Origin of the sequence: Halorubellus salinus, assembly GCF_020567525.1 — an archaeon.
Classification (GTDB): Archaea; Halobacteriota; Halobacteria; order Halobacteriales; family Natrialbaceae; genus Halorubellus; species Halorubellus salinus.
On sequence record NZ_JAJCVI010000003.1, the window covers coordinates 341,659 to 360,130 of the forward strand.

Annotated in this window: 19 protein-coding genes; 14 read left to right on the top strand and 5 right to left on the bottom strand. The window is 71.5% G+C overall.

Annotated elements, in window-relative coordinates:
* Positions 1-164: 164 nt before the first annotated feature.
* From LI336_RS09975 to LI336_RS09985, 3 genes are all read left to right on the top strand, one after another.
* Positions 165-995, top strand: a complete 831-nt coding sequence (locus tag LI336_RS09975) for a molybdopterin synthase (RefSeq protein WP_227132980.1) — start codon at positions 165-167, stop codon at positions 993-995.
* 90 nt (positions 996-1,085) lie between these two features.
* Entirely contained in the window at positions 1,086-2,006 is a 921-nt protein-coding gene (locus LI336_RS09980) for an arylamine N-acetyltransferase family protein (RefSeq protein WP_227132981.1), read from the top strand.
* 69 nt (positions 2,007-2,075) lie between these two features.
* Positions 2,076-3,755, top strand: a complete 1,680-nt coding sequence (locus LI336_RS09985; protein WP_227132982.1) for a histidine kinase N-terminal 7TM domain-containing protein — start codon at positions 2,076-2,078, stop codon at positions 3,753-3,755.
* Between the two features lie 68 nt (positions 3,756-3,823).
* Here LI336_RS09985 and moaA read toward each other — a convergent pair whose 3' ends face one another.
* Positions 3,824-4,798 carry a GTP 3',8-cyclase MoaA gene (gene moaA / locus LI336_RS09990; protein ID WP_227132983.1) on the bottom strand — a complete coding sequence of 325 codons (975 nt, stop codon included), beginning with the start codon at positions 4,796-4,798 and terminating at the stop codon, positions 3,824-3,826.
* 134 nt (positions 4,799-4,932) lie between these two features.
* Here moaA and LI336_RS09995 point away from each other — a divergent pair, with 134 nt between their 5' ends.
* On the top strand, positions 4,933-5,592 hold the full coding sequence (locus LI336_RS09995) for a hypothetical protein (RefSeq protein ID WP_227132984.1): 660 nt from the start codon (positions 4,933-4,935) through the stop codon (positions 5,590-5,592).
* The gene (locus tag LI336_RS10000) at positions 5,589-6,914 is read left to right on the top strand and encodes a hypothetical protein (RefSeq protein WP_227132985.1); all 1,326 of its coding nucleotides are present in this window, start codon (positions 5,589-5,591) and stop codon (positions 6,912-6,914) included. Before LI336_RS09995 ends, LI336_RS10000 begins: the two co-directional genes overlap by 4 nt.
* A gap of 16 nt (positions 6,915-6,930) precedes the next feature.
* On the opposite strand, the gene LI336_RS10005 is transcribed toward LI336_RS10000, so the two are convergent.
* Complete coding sequence (locus tag LI336_RS10005) at positions 6,931-7,614, bottom strand: TOBE domain-containing protein (RefSeq protein ID WP_227132986.1); 684 nt, start codon at positions 7,612-7,614, stop codon at positions 6,931-6,933.
* Between the two features lie 51 nt (positions 7,615-7,665).
* On the opposite strand from LI336_RS10005, the gene LI336_RS10010 reads away from it, so the two are divergent.
* From LI336_RS10010 to LI336_RS10025, 4 genes are read left to right on the top strand one after another with little or no spacing between them, the layout of a single operon-like run.
* Positions 7,666-8,583, top strand: a complete 918-nt coding sequence (locus LI336_RS10010) for a substrate-binding domain-containing protein (RefSeq protein ID WP_227132987.1) — start codon at positions 7,666-7,668, stop codon at positions 8,581-8,583.
* Entirely contained in the window at positions 8,580-9,392 is an 813-nt protein-coding gene (locus LI336_RS10015; protein WP_227132988.1) for an ABC transporter permease, read from the top strand. The genes LI336_RS10010 and LI336_RS10015 overlap by 4 nt, the downstream gene beginning before the upstream one ends.
* Positions 9,393-9,440: 48 nt before the next feature.
* Positions 9,441-10,238 carry a GNAT family N-acetyltransferase gene (locus tag LI336_RS10020; RefSeq protein ID WP_227132989.1) on the top strand — a complete coding sequence of 266 codons (798 nt, stop codon included), beginning with the start codon at positions 9,441-9,443 and terminating at the stop codon, positions 10,236-10,238.
* A gap of 54 nt (positions 10,239-10,292) precedes the next feature.
* Complete coding sequence (locus LI336_RS10025) at positions 10,293-10,481, top strand: DUF7129 domain-containing putative zinc-binding protein (protein WP_227132990.1); 189 nt, start codon at positions 10,293-10,295, stop codon at positions 10,479-10,481.
* 5 nt (positions 10,482-10,486) lie between these two features.
* Here LI336_RS10025 and mobA read toward each other — a convergent pair whose 3' ends face one another.
* Positions 10,487-11,182 (bottom strand): molybdenum cofactor guanylyltransferase, encoded by a 696-nt coding sequence (mobA, locus tag LI336_RS10030; RefSeq protein ID WP_227132991.1) that lies wholly within the window; start codon positions 11,180-11,182, stop codon positions 10,487-10,489.
* Between the two features lie 176 nt (positions 11,183-11,358).
* On the opposite strand from mobA, the gene LI336_RS10035 reads away from it, so the two are divergent.
* The gene (locus LI336_RS10035) at positions 11,359-11,859 is read left to right on the top strand and encodes a hypothetical protein (protein WP_227132992.1); all 501 of its coding nucleotides are present in this window, start codon (positions 11,359-11,361) and stop codon (positions 11,857-11,859) included.
* Positions 11,860-11,991: 132 nt separating this feature from the next.
* The gene (locus tag LI336_RS10040) at positions 11,992-12,648 is read left to right on the top strand and encodes a GNAT family N-acetyltransferase (RefSeq protein ID WP_227132993.1); all 657 of its coding nucleotides are present in this window, start codon (positions 11,992-11,994) and stop codon (positions 12,646-12,648) included.
* A gap of 93 nt (positions 12,649-12,741) precedes the next feature.
* On the opposite strand, the gene LI336_RS10045 is transcribed toward LI336_RS10040, so the two are convergent.
* The gene (locus LI336_RS10045; protein WP_227132994.1) at positions 12,742-13,140 is read right to left on the bottom strand and encodes a universal stress protein; all 399 of its coding nucleotides are present in this window, start codon (positions 13,138-13,140) and stop codon (positions 12,742-12,744) included.
* A gap of 94 nt (positions 13,141-13,234) precedes the next feature.
* Between LI336_RS10045 and LI336_RS10050 the strand changes: the two genes are divergently transcribed.
* Entirely contained in the window at positions 13,235-14,677 is a 1,443-nt protein-coding gene (locus LI336_RS10050) for a S8 family serine peptidase (RefSeq protein WP_227132995.1), read from the top strand.
* 46 nt (positions 14,678-14,723) lie between these two features.
* Complete coding sequence (locus LI336_RS10055) at positions 14,724-15,332, top strand: ArsR/SmtB family transcription factor (protein WP_227132996.1); 609 nt, start codon at positions 14,724-14,726, stop codon at positions 15,330-15,332.
* Positions 15,333-15,394: 62 nt separating this feature from the next.
* On the opposite strand, the gene LI336_RS10060 is transcribed toward LI336_RS10055, so the two are convergent.
* Positions 15,395-17,662 (bottom strand): GAF domain-containing sensor histidine kinase, encoded by a 2,268-nt coding sequence (locus LI336_RS10060; RefSeq protein WP_227132997.1) that lies wholly within the window; start codon positions 17,660-17,662, stop codon positions 15,395-15,397.
* Between the two features lie 148 nt (positions 17,663-17,810).
* Here LI336_RS10060 and LI336_RS10065 point away from each other — a divergent pair, with 148 nt between their 5' ends.
* Positions 17,811-18,470, top strand: a complete 660-nt coding sequence (locus tag LI336_RS10065; protein WP_227132998.1) for a DsbA family oxidoreductase — start codon at positions 17,811-17,813, stop codon at positions 18,468-18,470.
* Positions 18,471-18,472 lie beyond the last annotated feature (2 nt).

The following is an 18,472-nucleotide window of genomic DNA, read 5'->3' on the forward strand; positions in this document are numbered from 1 at the left end:
CAGGCGTCGAGCACGACCAGCAGCGCACCCACCGCCACCGACGCGGACGCTGACGCGACCATGCCAACGCCCACGCAGTGGCGCGACGGTTCCACGACGACCACGACGACCACGCCGGATCGAGCGACCACAGGCTTAGGACCCACCGTCGACTAGCGACGCCCATGCAGGTCGTGAGCGTCGTCGGTGCGTCGAACTCGGGGAAGACGACGGTCGTCGAAGCGCTCGCCGAGCGTCTCGCCGAGCGCGGACGCGTCGGCACCGTCAAACACCTCACGCACGCGCCGGACGTCGACACCGACGGGAAGGACACCGCCCGGCATCGCGCCGCCGGCGCGAGCGAGACGTACGGCCTCGTGGACGACGGCGACTGGTTCGCGACCGGTGCGGACGCCACGCTCGCCGACGTCCTCGACCGCCTCGCACCACGGCACGACTACGTCGTCGTCGAGGGCTACTCGGGGAGCACGCTCCCGAAGATAGCGCTCGGCGACCGCGACGTAGCCGACCCGGTCCTCGAACGCGCCGACTCGCCCGACGCCCTCGACGTCGACGCGGTCGTCGACGCCATCGACGCGCTCGAACCGCACCACACGCTCTCCTCGCTCGTCGCCGACGTCGAGTCGTCGCCGCGCGCCGACCGCGCCGGCGCCATCGCGACGTTCACCGGTCGCGTCCGCGCGAAGGACGACCCCGAGGACGTCGAGACCACGCACCTCGAGTTCGAGAAGTACGACGGCGTCGCCGACCAGCGCATGGCCGCCATCCGCGAAGCGCTCGAAGGCCGCGAGGGCGTCCTCGACGTCCGATTACACCACCGCACGGGCGTCGTCGACGCCGGCGAGGACATCGTGTTCGTCGTCGTCCTCGCCGGCCACCGCCGCGAGGCGTTCCGCGCCGTCGAGGACGGCATCGACCGTCTCAAGGACGAGGTCCCGCTGTTCAAGAAGGAGGTCACCGTCGACGACGAGTTCTGGCGGCACGACCGACCCTGACGACGACCCCCCGCCGCAGACGTGTCGAAAGGGTAACTCGAAGCGCGTTCACCGGGCGCTCAAGTGCCGCGCCCTCGAACTCGCGTCCAGATGACCGACCGCGACCGACCGGACGCCATCGACGTCGACGCGTACCTCGACCGCATCGACGCCGACGTCGACAGCCTCCCCGACCCCGACTACGAGACGCTCTCGCGCCTCCAGGCCGCCCACGTCCAGCACGTTCCCTTCGAGAACCTCGCCATCGTCGGCCACCCACACCGCGAGGACGACCGCACTGGCGACGCCGACGACGGAACGGTCCTCGGCGACGGCGTCGCGCTCGACACCGACGCGCTCTTCGAGAAGATAGTCGAACGCGAACGCGGCGGGTACTGCTTCGAACTCAACGGCCTCTTCCACGCGCTCCTCGCCTCCCTCGGGTACGACGTCGACCGCGTCGCCGCGCGCGTCGTCGGCCGCGACGGCGACGCCCGCCCACCCGCGAACCACCACGCGAACGTCGTCCACCTCCACCGACCGTTCGTCGTCGACGTCGGCACCGGCACTCCACAGCTCCGCCAGCCAGTCCCGCTCGACGGCACCGAGGTCACCGACGACGCCGGCGTCGCGTGGCGCGTCGTCGACAGCGACCGCGTCGACGCCGAGTACGAGACCCAGTACCGCGAACCGCATCAGCGCGACTGGACGACCCGGTACGTCTTCGACACCACGCCCCGCGACCTGTCGTACTTCGACGCCACGAACGACTACCTCCAGACGTCCCCGGAGTCGCCGTTCGCCACCGCGCCGACCCTCGCCATCGCCACCCCCGACGGCTACCGTCGGCTCGACGCGAACACCCACACGCTCGTCACGTTCCACGACGCCGACGACGGCACCAGCCCCGGCCCGGACAGCGTCGGCCGCGACGACCGCACGCGCATCGAGAAACGAACCAGGGAACGCCCCGTCCCACCCGGCGACTGGGCGCTCGTCGCCGCGTCCACGTTCGGCGTCGACGTCGAGTGACCGATAGACCCACGACCCCGTCAACGCCCGCCATCAAGCATAAATCGTCGGTCACCCTAGACGACTCGAATGGAGTTCGTCGTCCCCGCTATTGCATACCAGACGGCGTTCGCGCTCGCGGCCCTCGGCTGTGCTCTCGCTCTCCAGCGCGCGATGTGCGTCACCGACGGCGACACCAGACGCAGCCTCGTTGGAATGCTCGCCACGAGCGCGATCTGGTCGGGGTCGCACGCGGCGCTGTTCGCGCTCCCCGACGCGCAGTTCGCCGTCCCCGTCTACCTCGTCGGCCTCGTCGCCGGGTTCGCCACCATCTTCCTGTGGCTCGCGTTCGCGTCCGCGTACACCGGCCGGACGTACCACCGGAACCCGACGCTCCGGCGCGCCGCCGTCGGCACGTACCTCGCCGTCGTCGCCGTGAAGGTCACGAACCCCTTCCACGAGCTCTACTTCAGAGCGACGTTCGTCCAGGAGCCGTTCCCCCACGTCGCCTTCCAGCAGGAGGTGTTCCACTGGACGGTCACCGGCCTGTCGTACGCGCTCGCCGCCATCGGCCTGTTCATGCTGTTCGAACTGTACGGGAGCGCCGACTACGACACCCGCGGGCTCGTCGGCCTCGTCGGACTCACCGTCATCCCCGTCGGCTTCGACCTCCTCGGGTACTCGACGACCGCGCTCGTCGACGTCATCTACGCGCCCCTCGGCGTCGCCGCGTTCGCCATCGGCGTCCTCTACGTGTACGAGGACCGCTTCCTCGCGGTCCAACTGACGAACGACGTCGACGAACCCGTCGTCTTCCTCGACGACGACGACCACGTCAGGGACTACAACGCCGAAGCCGCCGCGCTGTTCCCCGCCCTCGACGACGCCATCGGCGACCACGTCGACAACGTGTCGTCGCTCGCTCGCGCGCTCGAGGACGTCGACGACGTCCACGAGCACGTGGTCGACGGCGAGACGCGATACCTCCTCGTCAGTCGCGAATCGTTCGACCTCGGGCGCGTCACCATCGGGCAGCTCGTGCTCGTCACCGACGTCACCGCCGTCGAACGCGAGCGCGCCGAGGTCCGCCGGCACGACGACCAGCTCGAGGACTTCGCGGTCGGCATCCGGCACGAACTCCGGAACGACCTGACCGTCGTCCGCGGGCACCTCGAGAACGCCGCCGCCGCGCTCGAGGACGGGGAGGTCGGGACGGCGAACGACTCCCTCGCCACCGCGAGCACGGCTGCCCGAGGCATGACCGACACCGTCGACGGGCTCGCGACGCTCGCGCAGTACGGCCAGAGCGTCGCCGACACGGCACCGGTCTCGCTCGGCGCGGTCGCTCGTGACGCCCGGTCGCGAACCGACCTCTCGGCTCTCGACGTCGACGTCGCGGGGGACGCGAGCGTCGTCGCCGACGGCACGCGCCTCGAAGCCCTCCTCCGGAGCGCCTACCGGTTCGCGGCCGCGAACGGCGCGACCACCGTCCGCGTCGCCCCCACCGACGACGGGTTCGTCCTCGAGGACGACGGCGACCCGATCGCGCCCGAGGACGTCGAGCGCGTGTTCGACCACGGGGACGCCGTTCCGACCGCCGAGGCGGGCATGGCGCTCCCGAACGTCCGCAGTCTCGGGCGCGTCCAAGGGTGGAGGGTCGACGTCGACCCCGAGTACGACGACGGCGTCCGCGTCGTCGTCGCGAACGCCAGCGTCCACGACTCGACGGCAGATTCGGTCGCGGAAGCGACCGACGCCGCTGACGACTGAGTACACGACGCTCGACGCCCCGGTCGAACGCCGGCCGCTCGCGTGCGCCTGGCGCCCAGCGCCCGCGGTCAGTCGCCGCCCGTCGGCGTCGGCAGGTACGCGTCGTTGACCACCCACTCGCCGTCGCCGTCCTGGACGAGGTACTCGCCGTAGTACGGCACGCGGTTCGCGACCGTCTCCTCGAACGTCTCCCGTATCTCCTCCCGGGTCATCTCGCCCATCGACCGGTGGTCGTCGCCACGATTGAGACAGCCCTTCAGCTTCCCGTCGTGGGTCACGCGAACGCGATGACAGTTCGCACAGAAGTCCTCGTTCCCGACCGGGTCGACGACCTCCACCATCCCACCGTCGACGAAGTACCGCTTGCGGTCGTGCATCTCGCGGTGCTCGACGCGGTCGGCTTGCTCCGCGAGCCAGCCGTGGACGCGCTCGACGTCGATCGCCCACTCGGGGTTGCCCGCTATCTCGGGCATGTACTCGATGAGCTGGAGTTGGAGCCCGTCGCGGTCGGCGACGCGCTCGACGAGCTGCGGGACGTATCCCGCGGTCCCCTCGAACACGACCATGTTCAGCTTCACCGGCGCGAGGCCAGCGTCCAGCGCGGCATCGACGCCTTCGACGACGCGGTCGTACGCGCCGGACTGCGTTATCTCCGCGAACGCCTCCGGGTCGACCGCGTCCTGACTCACGTTCACGCGCTCGACGCCCGCCGCCGCGAGTCCTTCGGCGCGCCCCGGGAGGAACGTCCCGTTCGTCGTCACCGACGTCTCCATCGCGTCCGGCGTCCGACGAACGATCTCCTCCAGGTCCTCGCGGAGCATCGGCTCCCCGCCCGTGAACTTCACCTTCCCCACGTCGTACTCCGCGGCGACCTCGAGGAACCGCACCACTTCGTCCGCCGTCATCTCGTCGTCCTGCGGTTCCTGGGGGCCGCGCGTATCACCGAGGCCCTCGTTGTGACAGTAGACGCAGTCGAAGTTACACCGGTCGGTGAGGGACACGCGAACACCCGAGACCTCGCGGCCGAACGCGTCCTCTAGCATCTGGTCACGATTGCGTGCGAACGTAGTTAAACCGTCCGTCGAAGGTCGTCGACGACCAGGGCGCGTTCGTCGAGTTGCAGGAACTGGGACGAGTGACGAGACTTATGGAACGTGGCGATGCAACGTGATGGACGATGTCGCCCTCCAGACGCGCCCTCCTCTCCGCAGCGACGGCCGCGACAACGAGCGTCGCGCTCGCGGGCTGTAGCGGCACCGGTTCGTCCGAATCGGACGTCGAATCGTCCCCCGAAGCCGTCGACGGCGGCCTCGGTGACCCACCGCCGTACGCGTACCTCCGGGTCGACACCGACCTCGCGGCCGTCTGGCGCTCCCGCGACGACCAGTCCAGGCGCGAGGCTCGTCGGCATCCGCGTCCGCTCGTCGTCGACTCGCAGTCGCGTGCCGACGACCTCGCGTACGCGGACGTCGACGGCGCGGACGCCGTCCGCGAGTTCGTCGCCGACACGGACTTCGACGCCGAGACCGTGTACGTCGACCAGCGCGAGGTCCAGTCGTGCTATCGCCTCGAACTCTGCGGGGCGTCCTGGACGAGCACCGACATCGACCTCGAGTACTCGCGCGTCGGCCTCGCGTACGACGTCCCGTGCGAGGCGGACGTCGAAGTGATCGAAGCGCGATTCCTCCGGCTCCCGGACGCGCTCAGCCACGAGGACGTGACGAGCATGGGGTCGAGCACCGGCACCGGCGGGTGTCCCGACGACCACGCGCCCGTCGCGGGGAGCGAGAGACCCGGGCACGATGGAGGGACGACGACGGAGGTCGAGTCGGCGTGACCGACGACGACGCCCGGGGCTCGCGCCGCGGGTTCCTGTCGACGCTCGGTGCGACGGCCGCGACCGGTGGTCTCGCGGCGCTCGCGGGCTGTGCGACGCTCTCGGACGGCAGCAGGTCCGAGCAGGTGACGTTCCACGCGTCGGAGCTCCCGGCGGTCGACGACCACCCGGTCGTCGCCCTCGGCGCGACGTACCCCATCACGATTCCGGGCTCGCACCGGCGAGACGCACAGACCCGGGCGAACGACGCGCTCGAGGACATCCCGACCCCGCTGGGTAACCGACGCGTCCCGAACGGCCACGTCCGCGAGCACCTCACGGACGCGGTCACCGAGGCGCGCGACGACCTCGACGATGCGCTCCGCGCGCCCACTGCCCGCGAGACCCTCCAGTCGCTTCGCTCGGCGCGAGCTCGCGCCCGGTACGCGTCCGTGGGCTGGGCGGCAATCGAGGACGACCTCACCGTGGCCGCGCTCGACGACGAGGCGACGGACGTCACCGACCGTGCCGCCGACGCTCGCGACGCGATGGCGTACGTCGGCACCGACCCCGCGCCAGCGGTGGTCGTGCACGCCAGCCGCGAGCGCTTGCTCGATGCGGCCGCGTCCGTCTCCGAAGACGTCTCGCACGATGACGTTCGCGTGCTCCACGTCGCCGAGTTCGGCGAGCACGTCGAGCGCGCGAGGGCGTCGCTCGCCGACGCGACGACCGTGGGCGAGCGGTTCCGGGACGCCCAGCCCGACGACGCCGGGTCGCTCCGACCGACCATCGAGACTGCACGCGACCGGCTTCGCGAGGAACTCGAGTCGGCGCTCGCCGACCTCCCGGACGAGGACGCCGCGTCGACCGTCACCGGCGCCGACATCGCGGACACGAGGACCGAACGCCTTCTCTACGAGTTCCACTACGAGGCCACCGGCGGCGACCCCGCGTCCTCGCGCTACGGGCCCGCGTCCGGCGTGCTCGACGCCGTCAGGCAACTCGCCGCGATCCGTGCGTATCGCGCGGTCCGGGAGCGCGTCGCCTCGGGGACGCGCTACGAGGTGACCGACGCGGCCGCCGTTCGCGACGCGTACGCGACCGCCCACGAGGCGCTCCGCGCCGCGCCCCGTCGGAGCGACGCACCCGGGCTCGCGCGCGTCGCCCTCCAGTACGCCGCGGGTCACGTCCGGTTCGCGGACGAGCGACTCGCCGAGCTATCGGGCGAAGTCGACGCGCGCGACGTCGACGGCGCGTACGAGCAGTACGTCGTCCAGGGGGGCATCGCGGCGGCGACGCCGGTCGCCGTCGGCACGGCGCTCGACGCGCTCGACGCGAACTAGCGTCTCGCGACCGAACTCAACGCGGCGTCGCGCGCGTCGCCGTCGATTTGAACGTCGCCACGACGTCGCGTTCGGGTTCGAGCGCGAGGCGCTCCAGCGAGTCGACCGTCACGAGCACGGGTAGGGTCACGTCGCCGTCGCCGACCGCGACGTCGACGAGCGCGACGGATTCCCGGCGGTCGACGCTCTCGACGACGCCCGCGAACCGGTTCCGGGCGCTGGAGGCGTCCGCGCCGGGGGCGACGGCGGGGTCGTGGAGCGTGACCGCGTCCGCACGCACCGCCACCTGAACGTCGTCCGCGGACTCGAACAGGAGCGCGCGGACGTCACCCACGTCGGTCGCGACCGTCGCCAGTTCGCCGTCGCGCTCGCCGACCCGGCCGGTGAGGACCGCGACCTCCGTGCCGGCGGTGTCCGCGAACGCGGCGCGGACGCGAGCGAACCGCGCGAGGAGCGCGCGAGCGTCGTCCGTGAGTCGACTCCCGCCACCGCTCGCGCCACCTCGCTCGCGCTCGACGAGTACGCCGAGTTCCTCCTCCAGCGCGCCGATGCGCTTGTGCGCTCGCGAGTACGACCGCCCGAGCGCGTCCGCGGCCGCGGACAGCGATCCCTCGCGGTCGACCGCCGAGAGCAGCGCGACGTCGCGTTCGTCGACGGTCACGTCCCCGACCCGCAGGTGTGCTTCGAAGCCGGCGTCCATGCCGAACGCTTGCGGCGAAACCGTTATGTCTATTTCGACACAACGGTCGCTATGCGCCGGTCACGTCGCTCGTTCCTCGCAGCCGCAGGTGCGACGGCCGCGACCACGGCCAGCGTCTCGCTCGCCGGCTGCAGCGCCCTCTCGACCGGGCGTGACCCAGTTCGCGTGCTCGCAGCGGGCAGCCTCCAGCACGCCCTCGACGACGGGCTGCGGGCCGCCGTCGACGCACCCATCGCCGTCGAAGCACGTGGGTCCGCGGCCGCCGCACGCCTCGTCGCCGACGGCACGCGCACCCCGGACGTGCTCGCGCTCGCCGACGTCGCGCTCTTCGACCGGCTCCTCGACGACCACTGGCACGCCTCGTTCGCGTCGAACGCACTCGCCGTCGCCACCGCCGACACCCCCGGCGGGCGCGCCGTCGCGGCCGCGGCCGACCGCGACGACGCCCACTGGTACGACCCCGTCCTCGACGGCGACGCCGCACTCGGTCGAACAGACCCCGACCTCGACCCGCTCGGGTACCGCACCGTCTTCCTGCTCGACCTGCTCGCTGCCCGCCACGACCGCCCCGGCCTCCGCGACGCCGTCCTCTCGCGCGACCAGGTCTACCCCGAGACCGCGCTCCTCTCGGGGTTCGAGACCGGCGCGGTCGACGCCGCCGTCGTCTACGAGAGCATGGCCGTCGACCGCGGCTACGACGCCGTCGACCTCCCCGCCGCCGTCGACCTCTCCGACCCCGACCGCGCCGACGCGTACGCCGCCGCGTCCTACGACCTCCCCGACGGCGGCGTCGTCAACGGGAGCGTCGTCGAGTACGGCGCGACGCTCCGGTCCCCCGACGACGGCCGCGCCCGCGCGGTGTTCGAGACGCTCGTCGCCGGCGACTACCTCGACGCGCACGGGTTCGAGGTCCCGAGCACGTTCCCGCGATTCACGCGGGACGCGCCCGACGCGCTCGCCGACCGATGACCGGCGACGCGCCAGCGGTCGCCACGCCACGGCCGCGCCGCACCGTCGACTGGCCGCTCGTCGCCGCCGTGCTCGGGGTGGCGCTCCTCGCACTGTACGCGCTCCCCGTGCTCGCACTCGTCATCGCCACCCCGCCCGGCGAACTCCTCGCCCGACTCGGCGACCCCGCGACGCTCCGCGCCATCGGGAACTCGCTCCTCACCGCGAGCGCCGCCACCGCCGTCGCGACCGCGTTCGGCGTCCCGCTCGCGTACTGGCTCTCCCGGACCGGCGGCCGCCTCGCCACCGCCGTCACCGGCGTCGTCGTCCTCCCCTTGGTCCTCCCGCCCGTCGTCGCCGGCATCCTCCTCGTCAGCGTCTTCGGGCCGAACGGCCTCGCTCCCACCGCCACCGCGTTCGGCGTCCAGTTCACGCGCTCGTACCTCGGCATCGTCGCCGCACAGACGTTCGTCGCCTCCCCGTTCGTCGTCGTCACCGCCACCGCCGCGTTCGACCGCGTCGACCCGGCACTCGCAGACGCCGCCCGTAGCCTCGGGCACGACGAACTCGCGACGTTCCGCCGCGTCGTCCTCCCACTCGCGTGGCCGGGCGTCCTCGCCGGCGTCACGCTCACGTTCGCCCGCTCGATGGGCGAGTTCGGCGCGACCATGCTCGTCGCGTACTACCCGCGGACCGTCCCCGTCCAGATCTGGCGCGAGTTCGTCGGCAGCGGCCTCGACGCCGCACTCCCCCTCGCCGCCGTCCTGCTCGCCGTCTCGCTCGCGGTCGTCGTCGCCCTCCACGTCCTCGGCGCCGACCCCTGGCAGTGACGCGGTAGCCTGCCAACAACTAACAACCTGGGCGCGGTCGGTTCGAGCATGGCCCGCTCGCACGAGTTCGACCACGACCGGCGACGACAGATCTACGAGTACGTCGAACGCAACGGCGCCGTCGACCCGGAGGACGCCCGGCAGGCGCTGCTCGTGCAGCCCGACAGCAGCTCGAAGCCCGCGCGTTCGGGCGCCGAACTCAAGCCGTCGGTGCCGATGGCGAGCGAGGAGTTCGACCACCACGTCAGCATCCTCGAACGCGACGGGCACGTAGAGGAGCGCGACGGGAAGCTCCGCGTCGCCATCCCCATCGACGCCGACGCCACCACTGTCGACGTCGGCGACGTAGAAGCGACCGTCCGCCCCGCCCAACAGGAGGACATCGCGGGCATCCTCGGCGTCATCGAGACCATCGCGAGCGACGAATCGTACGTCGTCGCGCGCCGACTCGCCGCCGACGTCACGCGCGACGAGGTCCTCCTCCGGCACAACGAGAGCGAGGACCGCGTGTTCTTCGTCGCCACCGTCGACGACGACGCCGTCGGCTGGCTGCACGTCGAGGTCTCGCAGGCGCCGAACATGTCCCACACCGCCGAACTCACCGTCGGCGTGCTCGAAGCGTATCGCGACGGCGGCCTCGGGTCGACGCTCATGGAACGCGGGCTCGACTGGGCGCGCTCGACGGGCGTCGAGAAGGTCTACCAGAACCTCCCCGCGACGAACGACGCCGCCATCTCGTTCCTCGAAGGGACCGGGTGGACGCGCGAAGCCACGCGCGAGGGCCACTACCGCATCGACGACGAACTCGTCGACGAGGTCCAGCTCGCCATCTGGCTCGACGACTGACGAGGCGGCGAAACGGCGGAGGCTTTTCCGACTGGCACGCGTTGGCCGACGGACATGGGGCTCTTCAGCGAACTCGGTCGGAGCGTGGAGCAGTTCAAACGAACCGTCGAGTCGACCGCGGCGGAGACCGCCGAGTTCGAGTGTCGCGCCTGCGGGACTCGACTGCACACGGACCACGAGACGTGCCCCGAATGCGGCGCCGACGCCGTCCGCGAGCGCGCCACCGACGACGCGGACGACTGACGCGGTCAGCGCTCCAGGTCCGCTCGCGAGTCGACGTCGGCGAGCGACCGCGTCGAGAACCCGCTCTCTCGAACGTCGACCTCGCGGATTGCGAGCGCGTCGAGGACGTCGCGGAATCGGCGCGACCCGGCGGCGAGCGTCTCGTCGACCGCGGCCGCGAGCGCGTCGGTCCCGTACGCAGCGCACGTCGGTTTCGGGTAGCCGCCGACGACCGGAACGACCGCGTCGACCGCGTCCTCGGCCGCGGATTCGGGACTCGCAGCGTCGCCGCCTTCGAGCGCTCCCGCGAGCCACTGGACGAGCGCCGGGTCGAGCCACGGGAGGTCGCACGCCGCCACGACGACCACCGGCGCGTCCACGCAAGCGAGGGCGCTCGCCAGTCCCGCCACCGGGCCCTCGTCCGGGCGCTCGTCGAGCGCGAACCGAACGCCGACGTCGACGCCGGTGTCGTCGAGGGCGGCCGCGAACGCGTCGCGTTGGTCCGCGCGGCAATTCACGACGACCACCCTGGTCACGGTTGCCAGGGCGTCGACGACGCGCGCCAGCATCGGCTCCCCGTCGACGGTCGCGAGCGCCTTGTCGCCGCCCTCGAAGCGCGTCGACCGGCCACCCGCGAGCACCACGCCTGCTACTGGTCGGGAGCCGCGACGCTCGGCGGCGTCGTCGTCGCCGGACGCGTCCCCCTCGTTCGAGTCCGCCATCTGTCCGCGCTTCGACCACCACACCCGTAACGCCGTCGCTCCACGCGCCCATCGAGCACCACGCCGGTAACGTCGTCGCTCCACGCGCTCATCGACCCACCAGAGTCGACAGACGACGACCACCTACCCCCGAACGTATCAGAAAGAATTTACCAATCGGCGAGGGCGGAACGGCCATGGAACGTCCGAGCCCGCGCCACGTCGTCGCGACGCTCGTGCTCGCCGCCATCGTCGTCTCGCTCGCCCTCCCCCCGCTCGGCGGTCCACCGACGGTCACCGTCGAGAACCACGACCAGAACCGGACGTATCGCGTCACCGCCTACGCCGTTCAGGACGTCGACCAGCCCTCCTCGGTCGACTTCCTGGCCACCACCGACGACCGACGCGAACGCGTCCGCTTCGAGGCCGTCTTCTGGCAGAACGACGCGGACTACCGGAACGTCACAGTTGCTAGCCCCTACGGTGCGAACGGGAGCGCGCTCGTCCCCGCCGGCGGGAACGCGACCGTCGAACTCGACGGGTACGACCGCGAACCGACCATCGTCTACGTCGTCGAACTCGCGGACAGCGAGCGCGTCGTCCACGTCGACGCGACGCGCTGCAGCAAACCCGACCAGTCCGTCACGGTCGCCATCGACGACGGCGACTTCCAGAACGGGTCCAGCGTCTGCGCGTAACCGACGCCGTCACGCAAACGCGACTCGCCGGACCTGGACGGAACGAGCCCGGGCCACCGCTGCCACTCGTTCTCATTGAGGGAGAATCACACGGCCATTTCAGGGGCGAGAACGTCGTACGATAGACCAGTCATGGCTTCGAATGCGTGCAGCGCGTGGTGGCACGGCGACTGCGAGGGCACCAGCGCGTGCCCACCACGATGTCCGCGGTTCCGCGACAGCGACGGTCGCCCGTACCTCGTCCAACTCGTAACTGACGAGACAGACGCCCAAGGCGCGACCGGTTCGACCGATTCGACCGATTCGACCGACGACCTCCTCGACGGCGCCGTCGCGATGTACCGCGACTACCCCGCCGAACACCGCTCGATGGGCATCCCACCAGTCCACGAAGTACGCATCCGCGAGTGGCTCGACGGGCTCGCAGCACGCGGCCGGAACGTCGTCGCCACGCTCGACGGCGACGTCGTCGGCCACGCCGCGTACGCCCCCCGTGACGCCGCCGTCCCCGAGATGCTCGTCTACGTCGACCCCGACCACCACGGCCGCGGCCTCGGCACCGAACTCACCAAGCACGTCCTCGCGCACGCCGCAACCGACGGCTGCGACGGCGTCGCGCTCGACGTCGCCCGCGACAACCCCACCGCCATCCACGTCTACGAATCACTCGGGTTCGAACCGACCGACGAGACCCCCATGGAGGTCGAGATGCGCGTCGACACCGACCACCCCATCGTCCTCCACGTCCGGCAGCCACCCGCGGACCGCGACCTCGAAGCACCGAACTGACCGACTCCGGCGCCGACCCTGACGCGCCGAACCGATCGATTCCGACGGACGACCGCGCTACCTCTCGGCGACCGATGGCCGCTCCCGCGGGCGCTACTCGTCCTCGATGTGCGCGAACAGGACCGGGCGCTGGCTGTCGAGGATGACGTTCTGGGAGACGCTCCCGAACAACGCCTTCCCGGTCGGCGACCGCTTCCGGCCCGCGACGCAGATACAGTCGACGTCCAGCTCGTTCGCGCGCTCGACGATCTCGTCCGACGGACTGCCCGACTCCTCGTCGAGGTTGTACTCCACGCCCGCTTCCTCCAGGATCTCGGTCGCGCGCCGCACCGACCCGACCTGATTCACGGACGCCCCCGACGGGTTCTCCTGGAAGATGTGCAGTACCGTCACCGACACCTCGCTGTCCGCCGCTGGCAGGTCCGCGACCGCGTTCGCCTGCGCCGTCGCTCGCTCCTCGCTCTGGTCGACCGGGATGAGAACGTGATACATACGCCTCGCTTCGAGGACGGGTGGCTTATGCGTTCCCCCGTCATGGACGGCTCGTACCCGAAGACGTATGCCGAACGCGGTCGAGGCCCCGACGATGTCGAGCGTCTCGGCACGAATCGTCCTCGCCGTCTCGGTCGTCGTGCTCGCGCTCGTCTCGAGCCTCGTCGTCGTCGCCATCCCCAGCGGCGACCGAGCGGCCGCCGAGCCCGCCACGGCACCGCCTGACGACGACGTCGTCGCCGTGCACGCGGACGGCGTCACCGGCGACGGCGTCGACGTCGCCGTCCTCGACCCGACCGGGTTCGACACCGACGCCGACGCGTACGCCGACGCCGTCGTCGCCGCTCGCGCGTTCGGCCCCGGGCCGACCGTCGGCCCGAACGCGGGCGACGTCCACGGCACGCGCTCCGCGCGCCAGGTCGCGGCGGTCGCGCCGAACGCGAGCCTCCACCTCGCCGGGTTCGACGGGGAGACCGGGTACGGGCGCGCGATGGCGTGGGCGGTCCGACAGGACGTCGACGTCGTCGTCGTCCCCGCGGCGTTCCACGGCAAACCAGGGACGGGCGAGTCCGTCGTCGAGAACGTCACGTCGCGCGCGGTCGCCCGTGGCGTCGTCGTCGTCGTCGCCGCCGGGAACACCGCCCGCGGCACGTACCGCGCGACGTACGACCGCGTCCGGAACGGCGCGCTCGTCGTCGAGGACGGCGTCCGGAACTACCTCCGCGGCGACGACCGCGTCGTCCGCGCGTGGCTCTCCTGGACCGACGCCGGACCCGAGGAATCGTACGCGCTCGAACTCTACCGCGTCACCGACACCGGGTCGCGACTCGTCGCGCGCTCGGTCCCCTACGAAGCGGACCGGGAACCGAACGCGCGCCTGAACGTCCGCGTCGAACCCGGCACGCACTTCCTCGTCGTCCGCGGCCCCGACCGACCCACGGGGTCGACCGTTCGCGTGACGAGCGCGACGAACGGACTCCAGCACGTCACCGTCCGCGGGAGCCTCGTCGCCCCGGCGACCGCCGACGGCGTCCTCGCGGTCGGCGCGTGGAACCCCGTCCAGGGGCGACTCGCGGCGTACTCCTCCAGCGGTCCGACGCTCGCGGGTCAAGGGGTCGACGTCGTCGCGACCGCACGCGCCGACGACGGCTTCCGCGGGTCCTCTGTCGCCGCCGCACGCGCTGGTGGCGTCGCGGCGCTCGTCCGCGCCGTCCGGCCGAACGCCACGCCAGCGGTCGTCGAATCCTACCTCGAGCGGACGGCGCGCGACGTCGGCGTCGAGGGCGTCGACGCCCGCACCGGCGGCGGGCTCCTCCGGCCCGAACGCGCCGTCACCGCCGCGCTCGCCGACGCACGGAACACCACCGTCGACCCCGGAACCACCAGCGCCGCGCTCCAGGCCCGAGCGGACAGCACGCCCGACGCCCCGGGTAGCTCGACGCCCGGCGCACCCGATACCTCCACGCTCCCCTTCGTCGCGAACGCCGCGGTACTCTTCGCCTACGCCGGCGCTCGAACCACTCAAGCGCGGGTTTGAGCTACGACCACGGTTAACTTCGCGCCGTCTGAACGCTCTGGTAGCCATGGGGAGCCTCATCGAACGCGTCCAGGGGGAGGTCGCGGACAGCGACGAGGGCCCGCTCGTCCTCGACGTCGTCGACGGCGAATCCGACGTCGTCCTCGACGCACTCGCCGCCGACACCCGGCGTCGCGTCTTCCGTGCGCTCTTCGACGAACCGGGGACCGCGAGCGCGCTCGCCGACCAGCTCGACGAGAGCGTCCAGACTGTCCACTACCACCTCTCGGAACTCCAGGACGCCGACCTCGTCGAACCCGTCGACACCCGCTACTCGGAGAAAGGCAACGAGATGACGGTCTACGGCCCCGCGAGCGACCCGATCGTCTTCGTGGGGAACGAGGAGTTCGCGCCCGCCGTCGAACGCTCGATGACGCGCATCATCGGCGGCGTCGGCCTGCTCGCCGCCGCGAGCCTCCTCGTCCAGTTCGGCGTGGAGCGCCTCGCGCGCGGCACGCGGCTCAGCGGTCGCGCCGCCGAACCCGCGAGCGCGGTCGACGGCGTCGCCCCCGACGGCACGCTCGCGAACCTCCTGCTCGACGTCGTCGAGCCCGGACTCGCGTTCTTCCTCGGGACGCTCGTCCTCGTCGCCGTCCTCGTCGTCGCACGCCGCTGACCACGACCGAACGCGCCACCCCAGTCCTCGCCCGAGCGCGGTCAGTCCTCGTCCGAGCGCGGTCAGTCCTCGTCCGGCGCGCCGTCCTCTCCGTCCGGCGCATCGCGCGGGAGCGACACGGTGAACGTCGCCCCGTCGTCGTCGTTCTGCACGGACACGCTCCCGTCGTACGCGTCCACGATCTCGCGGACGAGGTACAGCCCGAACCCCGTCCCGGGACTGTCGAACCCGCGTTCGCCCTTCTCGAACACCGCCGGCAGGACGTCCTCGGGGATACCCGGGCCGTCGTCGACGACCCGAACCGTCGCCGTCGACGCGTCCGCGACCACCGAAACGGAAACAGAGGGCGACGCACGGTCGTTGTGCTGGACGGCGTTCGCGAGCAAGTTCTCGAACACCTCGCCGAGCAACCGGTCTGCGCGCACCGTCACGCGCTCGTCGGGCACCGACAGCGAGAACGCCGCGTGCCCGAACGCCTCCCGCGCCCCCTCGACCTCCGCCTCGACGACCGCCCGCAGGTCCACGGGCTCCGTCTCCCGGCTCTCGTCGACGACGAACGCCTGCATGAGCGCCCGTAGCGTCTCGATGAGCTCCACCATGTCCGCAGTTCGGCCCTGTATCGTCTCCAGGTGCGACCGGCCGGCGTCGTCGACGTGCGCGTCGAGTATCTCCGTCCGCGCTTCGACGACGTTCAGGCTGTTCAGGAGGTTGTGGCGGATGAACCGGTTCACGAACTCGAGGCGCTCGCGTTCCTGTTCGACGACCGCGCCGCGTTCGACGGTCGCGATGGCGAGCCCGAGTATCTCACCGACCTGCCCGAGCACCGCGAGCTCGCGGCCCGAGAACCCCTCGCGGCGGTACGTCGCGACGTTCAGCACGCCGAAGGACTCCTCGTCGAACGCGACCGGGACCGCCGCCCAGCGCTCCAGGCCGCGGTCCGCGAGCACGCCCATTCGACCGTCGCCAGCGACGACGTCCCGCGTCCGCACCTCGTGCCCGTCGAACGCCGCCACCGCCAGGTCGACCGCGTCCTCGTCGCCGTCCGCGGTCCCGTCACGAGACCCCTCGCCGTCGCTGTCGGTCCCCTGATGGCCGTGGGCGCCGTCGACCGGGAGCGCCAGTTCGGCGTCCGCGGCGAGCACCGAGTCGTCGGCGTCCGCGTCCGCGAACGCCACCGTCCGCAACTCCTCGCCCGTCGCCCCGTCGAGGGCGTCCACCCACGCCAGCGCGTACGACCCCGTGTCGGCGAGCTGGTCGACCACCGTCCGCTCCATCTCCAACCGGTCGGACCGATGCATCACCGCGTCCGTCAACGTCCGCACGACTGAGTGCAGGTCGTTCAACGCCGCCAACCGGTCGACGTACCGCTCGCGCTCCAGTTCGTGACTCACCCAGTCGCCGAACAGCTCCACGAACGTCACCTGCCACTCCGAGAACGCCTCCGAGCGCGCCTCCTTGTCGTAGAAACAGAACGTGCCGTACGCGTCGCCGTCGACCGTCACGGGCGCGCCGAGGTAACACGAGATACCCCACTCGGCGTTCCCGGCGCGGTCGGCGAGCTCGGGCGCGTCCCGCTCGACGTCCTCGAGGACGAGCGTCTCCTGGGTCGACACCACCTCGTCGCAGTTCGTCGTCTCCAACGCCACCGTATCCCCGGCCGCGACGTCGTCCTTCCCGGGCGCGTCCACGTACTCGAACGTGTAGTCGCCGCCGTCCACGTACGACAACGTCGCGTACGACGTCCCGACGGCTTCGCGGACGATACCGAGGAGGTCCTCGACCTTCTCGCCGAACGGCCGGTCCGCGTCCGCGACCACCTGGTACGCTCGCTGGAGCGCGCGCTCGCGGTCCTCGACGGACGCCCGCGTCGGCGGCATCGACCCGGCCGCTGGGTCCTCGGCGTCGTCCGGGTCGTCCGTATCGCCTGCAGGGTCCGCGTCCGAGCCACCGTCGGTGACCGCGACGGCGAGCGCGCGGTCGCGGACCACGTCCGGAACCCGGTCAGCGGGTGCGTCCGCTGGTATCGGGACGTAATCGTCGGCGCCCGCGCGCACCGCCTCGCTCGCGACGTGCTCGTCGCCGTCCCGAGCGTACACGACCACCGGGACGTCGCCCGCGACCGATTCGACGACCGCCACGCCGTCGGTCCTCGGCAGCTCGTACGCCGTCACGACGACCGACGCGTCCGCGGGCACCGACCCGAGGCCGTCCTCGGTCGCCTCCACCGTCCGAACCGACGCCCCGACGGCGTCGAACGCCGAGGCATCCACCGACGACGCGGCGTCCGTCACGAGCACCACCCTGGGTGTCCCGCTCCACTCCTCGTGCATTCGTCGCTACAACGACCTGCGGATACAAATGCCTAGCGTGGTCGAACCGCCGGTCGAACACGAACCACTGGAATGGGCGCGTCCCGATCGTGCACGGGTCGCTACCCGTGTCCGGGTCGTTATCCGTCCTCGCCGCGAACGCTCTCGCATGACAGATCCGTCCGTCGACGAGGCGCCCGCCGCGACCGTCCTCACCGTGTACTCGGACTACGTCTGCCCGTTCTGTTACCTGGGCCGGGAGAGCTTGCGCCGGTACCAGGCGACGCGCGACGACCCGCTCGAGATCGACTGGCAGCCGTTCGACCTCCGGAGCGGCCAGCGCGGCCCGGACGGCGAGATAGACCACTCCGTCGACACCGGGAAGGACGACGAGTACTTCGAGCAGGCGAAGGAGAACGTCCGACGGCTCCAGGAGCAGTACGACGTCGAGATGAACCTGGACCTCGCGACCGACGTCGACTCGCTCGACGCACAGGTCGCGTCGTACTACGTCAAGGGTCACTACGACTACGAGACGTGGCTCACGTTCGACGAGGCGCTCCTTGCCGCGCTCTGGCAGGACGGTCGCGACATCGGCGACGAGAGCGTGCTCGTCGACCTCGCCGCGGACGCCGACGTCGACCCCGACGAGGTCCGGGCTGCGCTGGACGACGACGCGCTCCGCGCCGAACTCGACGAGCAGTTCCGCGCCGCCCAGCAGGCCGGCGTCACGGGCGTCCCGACGTTCGCGTACGACGGCTACGCCGCACGCGGCGCCGTCCCACCCGAGCACATCGAACGGCTCGTCGAAGGCACGCACGACGCCTGAAA

What these genes read in the sequence shown, in the direction of transcription:
- LI336_RS09980 (WP_227132981.1), top strand. Translation starts at nt 1,086, where the DNA reads ATGACCGACCGCGACCGACCGGACGCCATCGACGTCGACGCGTACCTC.
- LI336_RS10065 (WP_227132998.1), top strand. Translation starts at nt 17,811, where the DNA reads ATGACAGATCCGTCCGTCGACGAGGCGCCCGCCGCGACCGTCCTCACC.
- LI336_RS09975 (WP_227132980.1), top strand. Translation starts at nt 165, where the DNA reads ATGCAGGTCGTGAGCGTCGTCGGTGCGTCGAACTCGGGGAAGACGACG.
- LI336_RS10040 (WP_227132993.1), top strand. Translation starts at nt 11,992, where the DNA reads ATGGCTTCGAATGCGTGCAGCGCGTGGTGGCACGGCGACTGCGAGGGC.
- LI336_RS09995 (WP_227132984.1), top strand. Translation starts at nt 4,933, where the DNA reads ATGTCGCCCTCCAGACGCGCCCTCCTCTCCGCAGCGACGGCCGCGACA.
- LI336_RS10015 (WP_227132988.1), top strand. Translation starts at nt 8,580, where the DNA reads ATGACCGGCGACGCGCCAGCGGTCGCCACGCCACGGCCGCGCCGCACC.
- LI336_RS10010 (WP_227132987.1), top strand. Translation starts at nt 7,666, where the DNA reads ATGCGCCGGTCACGTCGCTCGTTCCTCGCAGCCGCAGGTGCGACGGCC.
- LI336_RS10035 (WP_227132992.1), top strand. Translation starts at nt 11,359, where the DNA reads ATGGAACGTCCGAGCCCGCGCCACGTCGTCGCGACGCTCGTGCTCGCC.
- LI336_RS10055 (WP_227132996.1), top strand. Translation starts at nt 14,724, where the DNA reads ATGGGGAGCCTCATCGAACGCGTCCAGGGGGAGGTCGCGGACAGCGAC.
- LI336_RS10020 (WP_227132989.1), top strand. Translation starts at nt 9,441, where the DNA reads ATGGCCCGCTCGCACGAGTTCGACCACGACCGGCGACGACAGATCTAC.
- LI336_RS10005 (WP_227132986.1), bottom strand. Translation starts at nt 7,614, where the DNA reads ATGGACGCCGGCTTCGAAGCACACCTGCGGGTCGGGGACGTGACCGTC.
- LI336_RS09985 (WP_227132982.1), top strand. Translation starts at nt 2,076, where the DNA reads ATGGAGTTCGTCGTCCCCGCTATTGCATACCAGACGGCGTTCGCGCTC.
- LI336_RS10025 (WP_227132990.1), top strand. Translation starts at nt 10,293, where the DNA reads ATGGGGCTCTTCAGCGAACTCGGTCGGAGCGTGGAGCAGTTCAAACGA.
- LI336_RS10045 (WP_227132994.1), bottom strand. Translation starts at nt 13,140, where the DNA reads ATGTATCACGTTCTCATCCCGGTCGACCAGAGCGAGGAGCGAGCGACG.
- LI336_RS10050 (WP_227132995.1), top strand. Translation starts at nt 13,235, where the DNA reads ATGTCGAGCGTCTCGGCACGAATCGTCCTCGCCGTCTCGGTCGTCGTG.
- mobA (WP_227132991.1), bottom strand. Translation starts at nt 11,182, where the DNA reads ATGGCGGACTCGAACGAGGGGGACGCGTCCGGCGACGACGACGCCGCC.
- LI336_RS10060 (WP_227132997.1), bottom strand. Translation starts at nt 17,662, where the DNA reads ATGCACGAGGAGTGGAGCGGGACACCCAGGGTGGTGCTCGTGACGGAC.
- moaA (WP_227132983.1), bottom strand. Translation starts at nt 4,798, where the DNA reads ATGCTAGAGGACGCGTTCGGCCGCGAGGTCTCGGGTGTTCGCGTGTCC.